Source organism: Streptomyces hesseae (assembly GCF_031845785.1).
GTDB classification, from domain to species: Bacteria; Actinomycetota; Actinomycetes; order Streptomycetales; family Streptomycetaceae; genus Streptomyces; species Streptomyces hesseae.
This window is the reverse complement of sequence record NZ_JAVRFI010000007.1, coordinates 256366-271890: the sequence shown is the minus strand read 5'-3', so window position 1 is coordinate 271890 and position 15525 is coordinate 256366. Positions and strand designations below refer to the sequence as shown.

The window sequence follows — 15525 nt, the reverse complement described above, 5'->3', positions numbered from 1 at the left end:
GACGGGGCGTCAACCGTCGTCCGTTCAGCCGTTCCCGGCGACGTCCGCGCCGGAGGCTCCCGCCGTGGACTCGGTGCCCGGCACCGCGCCGGCGGCGGGCATCGCCGGCGGCCTTCCCTTGCGGGAGCGCTGTGTGCGCCGTTCGACCCATGTGGCGACGGAGGACAGCGCCAGGCACAGCAGGATGTAGATCGAGCCGAAGACGATGACCATCGGGATGAAGGCGTAGACGCCGTTCACGGGCGGGGTCTGCTGGGCGAAGGCCTTGCCGACGAACAGCAGTTCCTCGTAGAGGATGATGAAGCCGAGCGAGGTGTCCTTGAGGGTCACCACGAGCTGGCTGATGATCGACGGCAGCATCGAGCGCACGGCCTGCGGCACCAGCACGGTCGTCATCACCTGGGTCTTGCGCAGCCCGATCGCGTACGCCGCCTCGCTCTGTCCCCGGGGGACGGCGTTGATGCCGGAGCGGAAGATCTCCGCCTGGACCGAGCCGTTGTACAGCGTCAGCCCGATCACCAGGGCCCACATCGGGTCGGAGGTGAAGACCGCCGCGTACAGCAGGAAGATCATGATGAGCAGCGGCATGGCCCGGAAGAACTCCACCAGGGCCGTGGCCGCCCAGCGCACCGGCCGGTGGTCGGACAGCCGCGCGGTGGCCAGCACGGTGCCCAGCGCCAGTGAGAGGACGGCCGCGACGGCGAAGGTCTTGAGGGTGGTCAGCAGGCCGTCGACGATCCGCTGCTGGGTCTCGGTGTACTCGTAGTCGTCCCACAGCCCGGCCTGGAATTGCCCGGTGGCGTCCAGCCGGTAGATCACGAAGCCGATCAGCCCGGCGATCGCGACGGTGGACAGCGCGCCGTAGAGGCGGTTGCGGGCCCGGCTCCGGGGGCCGGGGACGTCGTAGAGGACGCTGCCGCTCATCGGGCCACCGCCAGTCGGTTCTCCAGCAGCCGGAACAGGCCGCTGATGGTGAAGGTGATGATGATGTAGCAGATCGCGATCCATAGGAAGATCACGTAAATGTTGTAGCCCGAGGCGGCGTTGAGGGTCTTCTGCACCGAGCCGAGCTCGGTGACGTTGAAGCCCGAGGCGATGGCCGTGTTCTTGGCCAGGGCGATCAGGAGGCTGCCGATGGGCGGTATCGCGGTGCGGACGGCCTGCGGCAGCACTATCCCGGCCAGCGTCTGCCCGAAGGTCATCCCGATCGACCGGGCGGCCTCCGCCTGGCCCACCGGCACCGTGTTGATCCCGGACCTGATGGCCTCGCAGATGAACGCCGAGGTGTAGCAGCCCATGGCGAGGACGGCGAGCCAGAAGGAGTCCCAGCCCTTCAGGCCCAGTGCCGGCAGCCCCAGGGTGACGGCGAGGAAGAGCAGCACCAGCGGGGTGTTGCGCAGCAGCGTCACCCATGTGGTGCCGAAGACGCGCAGCGCGGGCACCGGAGAGACGCGGAACGCCGCGACGAGGGTGCCCAGCACCAGGGCGAGCAGCGCGCTGAGCACCGTTAGTTCCACGGTGCCGATGAAACCTTCGCGGAACATCGCGAAGTTGTCCGACAGAACGTTCACGTCACTTCTCCGGGTATCGCGAGTCGGTCGTCCGGCACCGCTCGCCGGTCAGTAGCGGTCGATCGCGGGCGGGGGGGACGCGGGGACGCCCGAGCGGCCCAGCGTGGCGTCGTAGGCCTTCTTCCAGTCGCCGTTCTTCTCGTGCGCCTCGATGGCCTTGTTGACCGCCTCGCGCAGCGCCGTGTCGTCCTTCTTGAGGCCGACGCCGTAGGGCTCCTTGGAGAAGGGATTGCCGACGACCTTCAGCGCGCCCTTGTTCTCGGCCGCGTAGCCCTTGAGGATCGAGTCGTCCGTGGTGACCGCGTCGACCGAACCGTTGACCAGCTCCTGCACACACAGCTGGTAGCCCTGCTGCGCCTTGGCCTCGGCCACGCCGTACTTGGGCTCCTTGATCCGCTTCAGCGGGGTGGAGCCGGTCACCGAGCAGACCTTCTTGCCCTTGAGGTCGTCCGGGCCCTTGATCGAGCTGTCGGCCTTCACCAGCAGGTCCTGCCCGGCGACGTAGTACGGGCCGCCGAAGCCGACCTGCTTCTTGCGCTCGTCGTTGATCGTGTACGTACCGACGTACAGGTCGACGCCGCCGCTGGCGATCTGTGTCTCCCGCGCCTCGGAGGGGACCGTCGCGAACTTGATGTGCGCCTCGTCGAAGCCGAGATCGGCCGCGATCATCCGGGCGATCTCCACGTCGAAGCCGGAGCGCTTCTTGGTGCCGGGGTTCTCGAAGCCCAAGCCGGGCTGGTCCGCCTTGGTGCCGATGGTGATCGTCTTGCCCTTGATCTTCTCGAAGACCGAGGATCCCTTGACGTCCGCGGCGGAGTTCACCTGGTACTTCGGCGGCTCGGCGGCTGCGGAGGCGCCGCCGCTGGACTTGTCGCTCTTGTCGTCGGGGCTGCCCGACTTGCCGCAGGCGGTCGCGGAGACGGCCAGCGCGACGACGACGGCTGCCGCCGCTGCGGTGTTGCGGAGCTTCATGGAGGACATCCTTTGCGTCTGCGGGACCTCGGGGGGCGGTGGAGCGGCGGGGAAGGGCGGTGCGGAGCGGAGCGCGGTCGTGCGCTCAGTGGTGGAGGATCTTCGACAGGAAGTCCTTGGCCCGGTCGCTGCGCGGGTTGCTGAAGAACTGGTCCGGCCGCGCCTCCTCGACGATGCGGCCGTCCGCCATGAAGACCACGCGGTTCGCCGCGGAGCGGGCGAAGCCCATCTCGTGGGTGACGACGACCATGGTCATGCCGTCCCGGGCGAGCTGCTGCATGACCTCCAGCACCTCGTTGATCATCTCCGGGTCCAGGGCCGAGGTCGGCTCGTCGAAGAGCATCACCTTCGGGTCCATGGCCAGCGCCCGGGCGATCGCCACACGCTGCTGCTGGCCGCCGGAGAGCTGGGCGGGGTACTTCTCCGCCTGGGCGCCCACGCCCACCCGGTCGAGCAGGGAACGGGCCGTGGCCTCGGCCGACTTCCGGTCCTTCCTGCGGACCTTCACCTGCCCCAGCGTCACGTTCTCCAGCACGGTCTTGTGGGCGAAGAGATTGAACGACTGGAAGACCATGCCCACGTCGGCGCGCAGCCGCGCCAGCTCTCTGCCCTCCTGGGGCAGGGGCTTCCCGTCGATGGTGATGGAACCGGAGTCCGTCGTCTCCAGCCGGTTGATCGTGCGACACAGGGTCGACTTGCCGGACCCCGACGGCCCGATGACGACCACCACTTCGCCGCGGGCGATGGTCAAGTCGATGTCCTGGAGCACGTGCAGCGCGCCGAAGTGCTTGTTGACCTTGTCCAGGACGACCAGGGCGTCCGCGGCGGGCGCCACGTCCTTGGTCACCGATATCTCGTTCATCGGCGCTCCTCGCTCCGTCCTCCTCGGTTGGGGAGGACCCTAATGAGCGGCGAAGACCAGCGTCATTACATCTGAGCTGAAATTGAGCATAACGATCCGGACTCAAACGGACACACAGCGTCAGAGCGCCGGAACGTTTCGGTCCGGAGTACCGGCTGGATAACGGATGCCCTCGCGTGGGCAGAACCCCTTGACGTACCGGGAGCGCATCGGCGTGGATGCGGTGATACCGCACCGAGCCGCGCGGAGGGGGCCGATGAGACTGCTGCTCGTGGAGGACGACGACCATGTCGCCGCGGCCCTGTCCGCCGTCCTGGCCCGGCACGGCTTCGACGTCACCCATGCCCGGAGCGGCGAGGAGGCCCTCCAGGCCCTGCTCCCGGGCGAACGGTCGCCCTTCGGCGTCGTCCTGCTCGACCTCGGACTGCCCGACCAGGACGGCTTCGAGGTCTGCGGCAGGATCCGCAAGCGCACCACCACGCCCGTCATCATGGTGACCGCCCGCGCCGACACCCGCTCGAAGATCCACGGCCTGAACCTCGGCGCCGACGACTACGTGGTCAAGCCCTACGACACCGGTGAACTGCTCGCCCGCATCCACGCCGTCGCCCGGCGCAACCCGCCCCACGAGAGCGCACCGGGCCAGTCGCACGACCCCGAGGGCGACCCGAACGTCATCGGCCTGGGCGCCCTGACCATCGAGCTCCCCAACCGCCGTGTCTGCGTGGACGGCTCGGCCGTCGCCCTCACCCGCAAGGAGTTCGACCTGCTGGCACTGCTCGCCCAGCGACCCGGGGTCGTCTTCCGCAGGGAACAGATCATCAGCGAGGTGTGGCGCACCAGCTGGGAAGGGACCGGACGCACCCTGGAGGTGCACATCGCCTCGCTGCGCGCCAAGTTGCGGATGCCCGCCCTCATCGAGACCGTCCGGGGCGTGGGCTACAAGATCGTCATCCCGGCCCGGTAGTCGCGGCACCCCGTGCGCGCCCGACTCCTCCCGCTGCTCATCGTGCTGATGGCGGGCATCCTGATGACGCTCGGCCTCCCCCTGGCCGCCGGCATGGCCGCCGTGCGCCAGCAGCACGTCGTCGTCGACCGCATCGACGACACCGCCCGCTTCGCCGCCCTCGCCCAGTTCGCCGGCTACCGCACCCCCGAGCCGCCCCAGGGCGGCGAGAGCGGCGACCGGCAGCTCAGCCTCCAGCACGAACTCGCCCGCTACGAGAAGCTGTACGGCATCCGCGCCGGCGTCTTCTCCCGCGAGGGAAAGCCCCTGACGGTCGCCCCCGCGGGCTGGGTGCTGCCCCGGAGCGGCGAGAGCTGGGCGGCCTTCCAGGACGCGCTGGCCGGGCGCCGCAGCCGCGACCCCGGACAGATCTGGCCCTGGCGCCACGACCGGCTCACCGTTGCCTCGCCCGTCATCCGCGACAGCGACGTCGTCGCCGTCGTCGTCACGGACTCGCCCACCGGCCGGCTGCGCTCCCTCATCCTGCGCGACTGGCTGCTGATCGTGGCCGGGGAGACGGCGGCGATGCTGGTCGCGGTCGCGGCGGCGTTCCGGCTCACCGGGTGGGTGCTCAAGCCCGTACGCACCCTCGACGCCGCCGCCCACGACATCGCCACCGGCCGGATGAAGTCCCGGGTCGTCGCCGACAGCGGCCCACCGGAACTGCGCAGACTGGCGCGCTCGTTCAACGAGATGGCCGACAATGTCGAGGACGTCCTGGAGCAGCAGCGCGCCTTCGTCGCCGACGCCTCGCACCAGCTGCGCAACCCGCTCTCCGCGCTGCTGCTGCGCATCGATCTGCTGGCACTCGACCTGCCCGAGGGCCACGGGGAGGTCACCTCGGTGCGCGCCGAGGGCAAACGGCTGGCCCGCGTCCTGGACGACCTGCTGGACCTCGCCCTGGCCGAGCACGACCCGGGCGACTCCCAGCTCACCGACATCGCCGAGATCGTCACCGACCGGGTGGGCGCCTGGTCCCCGGTCGCCGACCGCGAGAAGATCGCCCTCACCTACCGGGGGCCCGCAGCGGCGACCGGATGGGCCGACCCCGTCGCCCTCTCCAGCGCGCTCGACGCGATCGTGGACAACGCGCTCAAGTTCACACCCGAGAACGCCCGTGTCGAGGTCACCGTCGCCGTGTCCGGCGACCGGGTCGACATCACGGTGGCCGACGGCGGCCCCGGCCTCACCGAGGAGGAGCTCACCCGCGTCGGCGACCGCTTCTGGCGCAGCAGCCGCCACCAGAACGTCTCCGGTTCCGGCCTCGGACTGTCCATCTCCCGCGCCCTGCTCGCCGCCGGCGGGGCCACGCTCGCGTACGAGCCGAACAGACCGACCGGGCTGCGCGCGACGATCGCCGTCCCGCGCCACGGCGGCTGAGCCCACCACGCCCCGGCCGCGCGGGCGTTCCGCGTCGCGACCGCGATCGTCTCCGGCGTCCGGCGTCTCCGGAAAGGATGTTTACGGCTTGGCCGACAGGTAATAGCGGCGCGCTCCGGCGTGGAGCTCCAGGGGGTCGGTGAAGATGGCCGTGCGGAGGTCCACCTTCTGCGCGGCGTTCACCTTCTTGCCGATGGGGTCGCGGCTCTCTATCACCGTGCGGGTGACGCTCTCGGTGAGATCCGCGTCGGTGTCGTCCCTGGTGACAAGGAGATTCGCGATCGCGATCGTCTGGACGACGCCGGGGGCGTTGAGCTCGGGATAGGCGTCCGTCGGCATCATCGCCGACCGGTAGTAGCGCGTCTGCCGTCCCATCCGGTGCAGGGGCTCGATGAGGTCCCCGAGCTGGACGAGCCTTATCGGCAGCCGCTTTCCCAGTTTGCTGACGGCGTCGGTGGCCAGCCCGCCGGACCAGAAGAACGCGTCGAGCTCGCCGTTCTCCAGCAGCCCCGGCATCTGGTCGATGCCCACCCGCCGCGGAGCGATGTCCTTCTCGAAGTCGAGGCCGGCGGCCTGGAGCAGCCGCCGGGTGATCAGTTGCACCCCCGACCCGTCCGCGCCCACCCCCACCCGCAGCCCCGCGAGATCCCGGGTGGACCGCACCGGGGAGTCCTTGCGCACCACCAGCTGCATGTAGTCGTCGTAGAGCCGCGCGCACGCCCGCAGCCGTCCGGCGCCCGGCTGCTTGCGGTCCCGGTAGGTGGCCACCGCGTCGGCCGTGGCGAAGGTGAAGTCGGCCTCGCCGCTCGTGAGCTGCCGCAGATTGTCGAGGGAGCCCTGGCTGGGCCGCAGCCGTACCCTCAGGGCCGGCACCTCCCGGGCCAGGTTCTCCTTGAGGACCTTGCCGTACCTCTCGTACACCCCGGTCGCCACCCCCGTCGCGACCCTGATCTCCCCGGTCGGCGCCGGGCCGCGATCGGGCGGCCACAACGACCACAGCAGCAGGGCGAGCACGGCGGCCGCCACCGCGCCCGCCCGCGCGGCGCGGCGCCCGCCCGGGCGCGCGAATCGGGGAAGCACGGTCGGATCCTGCCAGTCCGCCGCCCCGCCGACCAGGCCTCGGCGAGAGGCGTCGCGGGGCGGTGATCACGGGGCGGGAGACGGGTGCCGGGGAAACGCGGGGGCGGGCTGTCCGAGCGACCACGTACCCTGGTCGATTGAGATGAGTGCGAAGACATACGAGGTGCGCACCTACGGGTGCCAGATGAACGTCCATGACTCCGAGCGGCTGTCCGGCCTGCTGGAGGACGCGGGCTATGTCCGCGCGCCCGAAGGCACTGCCGAGGGCGATGCCGACGTCGTCGTCTTCAACACCTGCGCGGTGCGGGAGAACGCCGACAACAAGCTGTACGGCAATCTCGGCCGCCTGGCCCCGATGAAGACGAAGCGGCCCGGCATGCAGATCGCCGTCGGCGGCTGCCTCGCCCAGAAGGACCGCGACACGATCGTCAAGCGGGCCCCCTGGGTCGACGTCGTCTTCGGCACCCACAACATCGGCAAGCTGCCGGTGCTGCTGGAGCGCGCCCGCGTCCAGGAGGAGGCGCAGGTCGAGATCGCCGAGTCGCTGGAGGCGTTCCCCTCCACGCTGCCGACGCGCCGCGAGAGCGCCTACGCGGCCTGGGTCTCCATCTCCGTCGGCTGCAACAACACCTGCACCTTCTGCATCGTCCCCGCGCTGCGCGGCAAGGAGAAGGACCGCCGCCCGGGCGACATCCTCGCCGAGGTCGAGGCGCTCGTCGGCGAGGGCGTCAGCGAGATCACCCTCCTCGGCCAGAACGTCAACGCCTACGGCTCCGACATGGGCGACCGCGAGGCGTTCTCCAAGCTGCTGCGCGCGTGCGGCCAGATCGAGGGCCTGGAGCGCGTCCGCTTCACCTCGCCCCACCCGCGTGACTTCACCGACGACGTGATCGCCGCGATGGCCGAGACGCCGAACGTGATGCACCAGCTGCACATGCCGCTCCAGTCCGGCTCGGACACGGTCCTCAAGGCGATGCGCCGCTCGTACCGCCAGGAGCGCTTCCTCGGCATCATCGAGAAGGTGCGCGCCGCCATGCCGGACGCCGCCATCTCCACCGACATCATCGTGGGCTTCCCCGGCGAGACCGAGGAGGACTTCGAGCAGACCATGCACGTGGTCCGCGAGGCCCGCTTCGCGAACGCCTTCACCTTCCAGTACTCCAAGCGCCCCGGCACCCCGGCGGCGACCATGGACGGGCAGATCCCCAAGGAGGTCGTGCAGGCGCGCTACGAGCGTCTGGTCGCCCTCCAGGAGAAGATCTCCTGGGACGAGAACAAGAAGCAGGTCGGCCGGGTCCTGGAGGTCATGGTCGCCGAGGGCGAGGGCCGCAAGGACGACGCCACCCGGCGCCTCTCCGGCCGCGCCCCCGACAACCGCCTGGTCCACTTCACCAAGCCGGACGAGGACGTCCGCCCGGGCGACGTGGTCACCGTCGAGATCACCTACGCCGCCCCGCACCACCTGCTGGCCGAGGGCCCGTCCAAGGCCGTCCGCCGCACCCGCGCGGGCGACGCCTGGGAGAAGCGCAACGCCGCTCCGGCGGAGAAGCCCAAGGGCGTGATGCTGGGCCTCCCGCGCATCGGCGCCCCCGCGCCGACTCCGGCGCCCGCGGCGGGGCCGGGCTGCGGCTGCGACTGACCGGTCACAAGGGGGGGCGATATGACAGCCTGGGGGCTCGTCATCGAGACGACGACGGGGTCGGCGGACCGCAAGCACTGGACGGCCGCCGTCGTCGCCCACGTCGAGGGCACGCGCGAGGACGCTCTGCGAGAGCTCGAGGCGCGTGCCCGGCGCTACGTACCCCAGCATCCCTTCAGCCCCAGGCGCACCCGCCTGCTGCGGACCGCGGACGGGTTCGCGCAGGTGGTGGACGGGGTGTGGGACACCTTCATCACCCGCTTCAGCGTGGCGGAGCTGCTATACGACAGCGACCCGCGACCGCCCGAGCCGGACGATCCGGAACCCCCGCTGAACGCCTATGGGGACAGGCGGACGGGCAATCGGCACGCCGAGCCGTTCCCGCTGCCGGCGCCGAAGCCCCCGCCGCCCGAGCCGGTGCCCGAGCCCTGGGACCCGGCGGAGAAATGGCTGCGCGACGATTCGGGAAACGGTACGGGGAAGCCCGGCGACCGATGATCGCGAATTGCTAGGGTGCGGCCATGCTCGTCGCCGCCGCAGTATGCCCCTGCCCGCCCCTGCTGGTCCCCGACGTGGCCGCCGGGGCCGCGCCCGAGCTGGACGGCCTGCGGGCCGCCTGCCTGGACGCGGTGGCCGTGCTGGCTGCCGCCCGGCCCGACCGGCTCGTCGTCGTGGGCCCCGCCCCGCACGACGGTGACGGCACATACCCACAGGGTTCCCCCGGGTCCTTCCGCGGCCTGGGCGTGGACCTCGACGTACAGCTCGGCGCGGCGGATCCCGCCGGTGGGCGCCGGCTCCCGCAGCCCCTGGCCGTCGCCGCGTGGCTGCTGGAGCGTACGGAGTGGGCCGCCTCGCCGGTCGAGGGCCTGGGCGTCGGAGCGGCGCTGGAGAGCGGGCGGTGCCTGGAGACCGGCCGGGAACTGGCCGCCGCGGCGGAGCGGACCGCGCTCCTGGTGATGGGCGACGGCAGCGCCTGCCGCACGGTGAAGGCGCCAGGCTATCTGGACGAGCGGGCCGAGCCCTTCGACGCGGAGGCGGCACGGGCCCTGGGAGCCGCCGACACGGCCGCCCTGGCCGCCCTGGACCCGGGGCTGGCCCGCGAGCTCCAGGCGGCCGGACGCGCCCCCTGGCAGGTCCTGGCGGGCGCGGGGGAGGGCGCGGGGCTGAACGGCGCGCTGCTGTACGACGAGGCCCCGTACGGCGTGGGCTACTTCGTGGCGGCCTGGTCGTAATTTCTTCGGTCGTGGCAGCTCCAGGCTGCGCGGTCACGGCGCACACACGGCGACGGCCGTGGAGCGCGCTCCACGGCCGTCGCCGACTGAGGTGATGACGAGGATCAGGAGCCCTCGGAGCCCTTGCCGCCGGCCGGGCCCCCGGGCTTGCCGTCCTGCTCGGCCAGGCGGCCGAGGGCGTCCTTGGCCTTGCCCGTACCGGCCTGGATCTGGCTGCTGTACTTGCCCTTGGTCTTCTCGTCGACCGCCTTGGCGGCCTTCTCGAGCCCCTGCTCGATCTTGCCCCCGTGCTGCTGCGCGAGATCGCCGGCCTTGTCCTTCAGCGGACCGAGCTTGGCCTTGAGATTGTCCAACAGGCCCATGGTGACCGCCCCTCGTCTTTCCTTGCCGAACCTACTTGCGGGCGCCTTCACCGGCCTCGCTGTCGGCTGCCTTCTCCGCCGACTGCTGCTTCGGGATCTCCACTCCCTCGGCCGTCTCGTCCGCGGTCTCCTCGGCCTTGGCCTCGGCCGCCTCCTCCGGCTGCGCCTCGGCCGTCCCGTCGGCGTCGGTGGATTCCGCCGTCGGAGTGGCAGCCGCGGCCTCTTCCGTTGACGCCGAGGACTTCGACGACGACCTGCCGAGAAGCCTTGCAAACACGCCCATATCTACTCCATTACCTTACTGGTGTGAGCGAAATCCCGCGTCGTCAGGGGCGTCCCATGGCGCCGCTCACGCACGCCGGTCCGCGAACCGGCTCTCGGAACCTCGCAACAGGCAACGAACCCGTCTGCGTCGCGTCACGTCGCTCGTTCGTGGGGTGCTCCGGAGGTTTGGGAGACTGAAGCGGTGAGAAACGCAGCTCCCGCACCCCGGGTCATCGCCGTCGTCGGTCCCACGGCGGCAGGCAAGTCCGATCTCGGCGTCGCCCTCGCCCAGCACCTGGGCGGCGAGGTCGTCAACGCCGACTCCATGCAGCTCTACCGCGGCATGGACATCGGCACAGCCAAACTGACCATGGAGGAGCGGCAGGGCGTGCCGCACCATCTGCTCGACATCTGGGACGTCGAGGTGGCCGCGAGTGTCGCCGAGTACCAGCGGCTGGCCCGGGCGGAGATCGACCGGCTGCTCGCCGAGGGCCGCACGCCGATCCTCGTCGGGGGCTCCGGGCTCTACGTCAAGGGCACCATCGACGCCATGGACTTCCCCGGCACCGACCCGGCCGTACGGGCCCGGCTGGAGGCCGAGCTGGAGGAGCTCGGCCCGGGTGCGCTCCACTCCCGGCTGGCCGCCGCCGACCCGGCCGCCGCCCGCGCGATCCTGCCCGGCAACGGCCGCCGCATCGTGCGCGCCCTGGAGGTCATCGAGCTCACGGGCCGGCCCTTCACGGCGAACCTGCCCGGCGAGGAGCCCGTCTACGACGCCGTGCAGATCGGCGTGGACGTCGAGCGCCCCGAACTGGACGAGCGGATCACCGTCCGGGTGGACCGGATGTGGGAGGCCGGGCTCGTCGACGAGGTGCGCGCCCTGGAGCGCGAGGGACTGCGCGAGGGGCGCACGGCCTCACGCGCACTCGGCTATCAGCAGGTGCTCACCTTCCTGGCGGGGGAGTGCACCGAGGAGGAGGCCCGCGCCGAGACCGTCCGGGCCACCAAGCGCTTCGCGCGCCGGCAGGACTCGTGGTTCCGGCGGGATTCCCGCGTCCACTGGCTGAGCGGCGCCGCCGACCGGCGGGCGGAACTTCCCGAGCGAGCGCTGGCGTTGGTCGAACGGGCTATTACAGCCTGATCACGTGATGGCATCGGGACGCTCCGCACGCCATGGGGAGCGTGTCCGACGTGCCATCATCAAGCTTCGATCGAGCCGTGGAGTCCGAGTTGGGAGGGCGCGTGGCGATGGAGGCCGGCCCTCGTGACAGACCGCATCAGCCGCAGTCCTGGGAGGACCTCCCGGCGGCGGCCGGGGGAGAGCCGGACGTGCTGACCCCGGACGGCCCCGAGGACACCGAGGGGACGACGGCGGACGCGACGGCGCCCGCTTCCTTCCGCGAGCTGCGCCCGCCGCGCAGGCTCCGGCTGTGGCAGATCGCGCCCATCGTCGTGCTGGCGGCCGTCGGCTCGCTGATGTTCGCCTTCCCGCTCGCCTTCGAGTTCGGCGACGGCGGGCCCCTCGTCGCCGTCCTCGGCCTGCTCATCAGCTGCTGTGCCGCCGGCTGGGGCGTGATGGCGGCCCGTCGCGTGGGCTACACCTGGCCGGGCCTGCCGCCGCGCGGCTCCGGGCGGCGCCCGGACTGGCGGTACGTGGCCGGGTACACGGCCGTCGTCGCCGTGGTGGTCCTCCTCGCCGTCCTGCGCGTGGCGCGACTGCGCTGACCCCCGCCGGGACCGGCGGAAGGCGCCCGGGCGGGGACCCGTACCATCGAAGCGTGAGCACCGCGCAGATCGCCTTCCTCAAGGGTCACGGCACCGAGAACGACTTCGTGATCATCCCCGACCACGACGGGCGCCTGGATCTGTCCCCGGCCGCAGTCGCGCTCCTGTGCGACCGGCGTGCGGGTATAGGCGCGGACGGCGTGCTCCGGGTCGTGCGCTCCGCCGCGCACCCCGAGGCGCGGGCGATGGCCGGCGAGGCCGAGTGGTTCATGGACTACCGCAACAGCGACGGCAGCGTCGCCGAGATGTGCGGCAACGGCGTCCGGGTGTTCGCGCGCTACCTCCAGGCGGCGGGCCTCGTCGAGGAGGGCGACCTCGCGATCGCCACCCGCGCCGGCGTCCGCCACGCCCACATCGCCAAGCCGGGCCCCGAGGGCGAGCCCGGCGGGATCACCGTCGCCATGGGCCGGGCCGAGCTCCCCGAGGGCGAGGTCACCGTCACCGTCGGTGAGCGCGACTGGCCCGCGCGCAACGTCAACATGGGCAACCCGCACGCGGTCTCCTTCATCGACGACCTCGCCGACGCCGGGAACCTGTACACCGCCCCCGCCGTCGCCCCCGCCGCCACCTACCCGGACGGCGTCAACGTGGAGTTCGTCGTCGACCGTGGCCCCCGCCACGTCGCCATGCGGGTCCACGAGCGGGGCTCGGGCGAGACGCGCTCGTGCGGCACCGGCGCCTGCGCCGTGATGGTCGCGACGGCCCGCCGCGACGGCGCCGACCCGGCCGTCCTGGGCCACCCCGTCACCTACACCGTGGACGTCCCCGGCGGACGCCTGGTGATCAGCGAGACCCCGGACGGCACCGTCGAGATGACCGGGCCCGCCGTGATCGTCGCGGAGGGCGTCTTCGACGCCTCCCGCTTCGCCGTCACGGTCTGACGCCCGCAGTCACCGCCTGACCCCACGGCTGCCGCCTGACGCCCGCAGCCGCCGTCTGACGCCCGTACGGACGCGCCACCGTTTGCCGCTCGGCCCGTGTCATGCCTCGGCTCCCTCGAATGGGTGATCCGTTTCACTCTGGGCGAGAGCGGGTGAGCGGTGCGTGATGGGCTCGGTAGCATCAAGCACCGGCCTGGAGGCGTGAGCCGACCGCCGGTCGACGCTGCCGGAGGTGCCCATGGGCGCAGAGGTCACGAACACCGGTGCTCCCGGCCGCAGGCGCGGCCGCCGCATCGACCTGAGACGACTGGGGCGCGCCGCGCTCAGCGGCTCCGGTGCCCGCGGCCGTCTCCCCGATGCCATCGACCACGTCGCCAAGGTCCACCGCGCCCACCACCCCGGGGCCGACCTGGACATCCTCCACCGGGCCTACGTCCTCGCCGAGTCCTCCCACCGCGGCCAGACGCGCAAGAGCGGCGAGCCCTACATCACCCACCCCCTCGCCGTCACCCTGATCCTGGCCGAACTGGGCGCCGAGACCACCACCTTGACCGCGTCCCTCCTCCACGACACGGTCGAGGACACCGAGGTGACCCTCGATCAGGTGGGGGAGGCCTTCGGCGAGGAGGTGCGCTTCCTCGTCGACGGCGTCACCAAGCTGGAGAAGGTCGACTACGGCGCCGCCGCCGAGCCCGAGACCTTCCGCAAGATGCTCGTGGCCACCGGGAACGACGTCCGGGTCATGTCCATCAAGCTCGCCGACCGCCTGCACAACATGCGCACCCTCGGCGTCATGCGCCCCGAGAAACAGGCGCGCATCGCCAAGGTCACCCGCGATGTGCTGATCCCCCTCGCCGAGCGGCTGGGTGTCCAGGCCCTCAAGACCGAGCTGGAGGACCTGGTCTTCGCCATCCTCCACCCCGACGAGTACGCCCGCACCCGTGACCTCGTCCTCGCCCACGCCGATCGCCCCGACCCCCTGGAGGCCACCGCGACGCGGGTGCGCGCCGTCCTGCGCGAGGCGGGCATCGCCGCGGAAGTCCACGTCCGCCGCCGTCATTTCGTCTCCGTGCACCGGGTGCGGATCAAGCGCGGCGAGCTCACCGGTTCCGACCTGGGCAGGCTGCTGGTCCTGGTCGGCGAGGACGCGGACTGCTACGCGGTCCTCGGCGAGCTGCACACCTGCTTCACACCGTTCATCTCGGAGTTCAAGGACTTCATCGCCGTCCCCAAGTTCAACCTCTACCAGTCGCTGCACACGGCCGTCGCCGGCGAGGACGGCCAGGCGGCTGAAGTCCTCATCCGCACCCACCGGATGCACCGGGTCGCCGAGGCCGGCGTCGTCGCCCTCGGCAACCCTTACGCGGCCCCCGAAGCCCCCGACGCGCCGGACGGCGAGCGGGTCGACCCCACCCGCCCCGGCTGGCTCTCCCGCCTCCTGGAATGGCAGCGCGCCACCCCCGACCCCGACACCTTCTGGACCTCCCTGCGCGACGAGCTCGCCCAGGACCGCGAGGTCACGGTCTTCCGGGCCGACGGCGGCACCATCGGCCTCCCGGCGGGCTCCAGCTGCGTCGACGCCGCCTACGCCCAGTACGGCGACGGGGCCCACCACTGCATCGGCGCCCGGGTCAACGGCAGGCTGGCCGCCCTCGGCACGGTGCTGCGCGACGGCGACACCCTCCATCTGCTGATGTCCCCCGACAGCGCCTCCGGCCCCTCGCCCGAGTGGCGCGAGCACGCGCGTACGCCGGCGGCCCGGATCGCAATCGACCGCTGGCTGGCCGCCCACCCGGCCCCCGACCCCGCCGCCGACGGCCCCCCGGCGGCGCCACCCGCCCCCGGCCCGCCCCGGGCCGCCCCCCGGGCCGCCTCCGCCGCGCGCGACCCCGTCGCCGTCGTCACCGGAGCGGCGGGCGAGGGCGAGCGGGCGGGCGTGAGCGTACGGCTGGCGGGCTGTTGCACCCCCGTACCGCCCGACGAGGTCACCGGTTTCGCGGTGCGCGGCGGCACGGTCACGGTCCACCGCGCCCCGTGTCCCGTCGTGGACCGGATGGTCACCTCGGGACGGCAGCCGGTGGAGGTGCGCTGGCGCAGCCCGGACGGGACGGGTGGCGGGGACTACCGCGTGACCCTGCGGGCGGAGTCGTTCAGCAGACCGCATCTCCTCGCCGACCTGACCGAGGCCATCGCGGCCGAAGGGGTCGCCGTCATCTCCGCCGCCGTCGAGCCGCCGTATGAGCAGCGCGTACGGCATACCTACACGCTCCAGCTGGCCGACGCGGCCCAGCTGCCGGAGCTGATGCGGGCGATGCGCCGGGTCCCGGGGGTCTACGACGTCGAGCGGGCGGGCCGGTCGCTGACGGCCCCGCTGTAGCCCCCGCTCCCGTCGGCTGTGGCCCCGCTCCCGCCGGCCCGGGGGCGCGGGCCCGCCGGTCGTCCGATACGACACTCGTACCAGCATCCAAGACGCTCGTAAGGGTGGGCCGAC

General features: G+C 71.9%; 16 protein-coding genes. 9 read left to right on the top strand and 7 right to left on the bottom strand.

The window, feature by feature from the left end:
* Nucleotides 1-24: 24 nt before the first annotated feature.
* From RM609_RS14515 to RM609_RS14500, 4 genes are all read right to left on the bottom strand, one after another.
* Nucleotides 25-924 carry an amino acid ABC transporter permease gene (locus RM609_RS14515; protein ID WP_311611018.1) on the bottom strand — a complete coding sequence of 300 codons (900 nt, stop codon included), beginning with the start codon at nucleotides 922-924 and terminating at the stop codon, nucleotides 25-27.
* On the bottom strand, nucleotides 921-1571 hold the full coding sequence (locus RM609_RS14510; protein ID WP_311611015.1) for an amino acid ABC transporter permease: 651 nt from the start codon (nucleotides 1569-1571) through the stop codon (nucleotides 921-923). Before RM609_RS14510 ends, RM609_RS14515 begins: the two co-directional genes overlap by 4 nt.
* Before the next feature lie 48 nt (nucleotides 1572-1619).
* Entirely contained in the window at nucleotides 1620-2543 is a 924-nt protein-coding gene (locus RM609_RS14505) for a glutamate ABC transporter substrate-binding protein (RefSeq protein WP_311611014.1), read from the bottom strand.
* An 85-nt stretch (nucleotides 2544-2628) separates the two neighbouring features.
* Entirely contained in the window at nucleotides 2629-3405 is a 777-nt protein-coding gene (locus RM609_RS14500) for an amino acid ABC transporter ATP-binding protein (protein WP_126916400.1), read from the bottom strand.
* A 256-nt stretch (nucleotides 3406-3661) separates the two neighbouring features.
* On the opposite strand from RM609_RS14500, the gene RM609_RS14495 reads away from it, so the two are divergent.
* Nucleotides 3662-4372 carry a response regulator transcription factor gene (locus tag RM609_RS14495; RefSeq protein WP_311611012.1) on the top strand — a complete coding sequence of 237 codons (711 nt, stop codon included), beginning with the start codon at nucleotides 3662-3664 and terminating at the stop codon, nucleotides 4370-4372.
* Nucleotides 4373-4384: 12 nt separating this feature from the next.
* Nucleotides 4385-5791, top strand: a complete 1407-nt coding sequence (locus RM609_RS14490) for a sensor histidine kinase (RefSeq protein ID WP_311611010.1) — start codon at nucleotides 4385-4387, stop codon at nucleotides 5789-5791.
* 81 nt (nucleotides 5792-5872) lie between these two features.
* On the opposite strand, the gene RM609_RS14485 is transcribed toward RM609_RS14490, so the two are convergent.
* Complete coding sequence (locus RM609_RS14485) at nucleotides 5873-6871, bottom strand: TAXI family TRAP transporter solute-binding subunit (RefSeq protein ID WP_311611009.1); 999 nt, start codon at nucleotides 6869-6871, stop codon at nucleotides 5873-5875.
* Nucleotides 6872-7013: 142 nt separating this feature from the next.
* On the opposite strand from RM609_RS14485, the gene miaB reads away from it, so the two are divergent.
* The 3 genes from miaB to RM609_RS14470 are packed head-to-tail and all read left to right on the top strand — an operon-like array spanning nucleotide 7014 to nucleotide 9742.
* Entirely contained in the window at nucleotides 7014-8510 is a 1497-nt protein-coding gene (gene miaB, locus RM609_RS14480; protein ID WP_311611008.1) for a tRNA (N6-isopentenyl adenosine(37)-C2)-methylthiotransferase MiaB, read from the top strand.
* A gap of 21 nt (nucleotides 8511-8531) precedes the next feature.
* Nucleotides 8532-9008: a hypothetical protein gene (locus RM609_RS14475; RefSeq protein WP_311611007.1), complete on the top strand. Its 477-nt coding sequence runs from the start codon at nucleotides 8532-8534 to the stop codon at nucleotides 9006-9008.
* A 23-nt stretch (nucleotides 9009-9031) separates the two neighbouring features.
* On the top strand, nucleotides 9032-9742 hold the full coding sequence (locus tag RM609_RS14470) for a class III extradiol dioxygenase subunit B-like domain-containing protein (RefSeq protein ID WP_311611006.1): 711 nt from the start codon (nucleotides 9032-9034) through the stop codon (nucleotides 9740-9742).
* Between the two features lie 104 nt (nucleotides 9743-9846).
* Here the strand turns inward: RM609_RS14470 and RM609_RS14465 are convergent, their stop codons facing one another.
* The gene (locus RM609_RS14465; protein ID WP_311611004.1) at nucleotides 9847-10104 is read right to left on the bottom strand and encodes an antitoxin; all 258 of its coding nucleotides are present in this window, start codon (nucleotides 10102-10104) and stop codon (nucleotides 9847-9849) included.
* Between the two features lie 31 nt (nucleotides 10105-10135).
* A complete protein-coding gene (locus tag RM609_RS14460; protein WP_311611003.1) occupies nucleotides 10136-10387 on the bottom strand; it encodes a hypothetical protein in 252 nt (83 codons plus the stop codon).
* A gap of 183 nt (nucleotides 10388-10570) precedes the next feature.
* Here RM609_RS14460 and miaA point away from each other — a divergent pair, with 183 nt between their 5' ends.
* From miaA to RM609_RS14440, 4 genes are all read left to right on the top strand, one after another.
* Nucleotides 10571-11509 carry a tRNA (adenosine(37)-N6)-dimethylallyltransferase MiaA gene (gene miaA, locus RM609_RS14455; protein WP_311611001.1) on the top strand — a complete coding sequence of 313 codons (939 nt, stop codon included), beginning with the start codon at nucleotides 10571-10573 and terminating at the stop codon, nucleotides 11507-11509.
* Between the two features lie 107 nt (nucleotides 11510-11616).
* The gene (locus RM609_RS14450) at nucleotides 11617-12093 is read left to right on the top strand and encodes a hypothetical protein (protein WP_438828437.1); all 477 of its coding nucleotides are present in this window, start codon (nucleotides 11617-11619) and stop codon (nucleotides 12091-12093) included.
* A 53-nt stretch (nucleotides 12094-12146) separates the two neighbouring features.
* Entirely contained in the window at nucleotides 12147-13034 is an 888-nt protein-coding gene (gene dapF / locus RM609_RS14445) for a diaminopimelate epimerase (protein WP_311610997.1), read from the top strand.
* A 238-nt stretch (nucleotides 13035-13272) separates the two neighbouring features.
* Nucleotides 13273-15411 carry a RelA/SpoT family protein gene (locus RM609_RS14440; RefSeq protein WP_311610996.1) on the top strand — a complete coding sequence of 713 codons (2139 nt, stop codon included), beginning with the start codon at nucleotides 13273-13275 and terminating at the stop codon, nucleotides 15409-15411.
* Nucleotides 15412-15525 lie beyond the last annotated feature (114 nt).

Excerpts from the sequence above, each read along its gene's own strand:
- RM609_RS14515 (WP_311611018.1), bottom strand. The coding sequence starts at position 924 with ATGAGCGGCAGCGTCCTCTACGACGTCCCCGGCCCCCGGAGCCGGGCC.
- RM609_RS14505 (WP_311611014.1), bottom strand. The coding sequence starts at position 2,543 with ATGAAGCTCCGCAACACCGCAGCGGCGGCAGCCGTCGTCGTCGCGCTG.
- RM609_RS14500 (WP_126916400.1), bottom strand. The coding sequence starts at position 3,405 with ATGAACGAGATATCGGTGACCAAGGACGTGGCGCCCGCCGCGGACGCC.
- RM609_RS14495 (WP_311611012.1), top strand. The coding sequence starts at position 3,662 with ATGAGACTGCTGCTCGTGGAGGACGACGACCATGTCGCCGCGGCCCTG.
- miaB (WP_311611008.1), top strand. The coding sequence starts at position 7,014 with ATGAGTGCGAAGACATACGAGGTGCGCACCTACGGGTGCCAGATGAAC.
- RM609_RS14475 (WP_311611007.1), top strand. The coding sequence starts at position 8,532 with ATGACAGCCTGGGGGCTCGTCATCGAGACGACGACGGGGTCGGCGGAC.
- RM609_RS14470 (WP_311611006.1), top strand. The coding sequence starts at position 9,032 with ATGCTCGTCGCCGCCGCAGTATGCCCCTGCCCGCCCCTGCTGGTCCCC.
- RM609_RS14465 (WP_311611004.1), bottom strand. The coding sequence starts at position 10,104 with ATGGGCCTGTTGGACAATCTCAAGGCCAAGCTCGGTCCGCTGAAGGAC.
- RM609_RS14460 (WP_311611003.1), bottom strand. The coding sequence starts at position 10,387 with ATGGGCGTGTTTGCAAGGCTTCTCGGCAGGTCGTCGTCGAAGTCCTCG.
- RM609_RS14450 (WP_438828437.1), top strand. The coding sequence starts at position 11,617 with ATGGAGGCCGGCCCTCGTGACAGACCGCATCAGCCGCAGTCCTGGGAG.
- RM609_RS14440 (WP_311610996.1), top strand. The coding sequence starts at position 13,273 with ATGGGCGCAGAGGTCACGAACACCGGTGCTCCCGGCCGCAGGCGCGGC.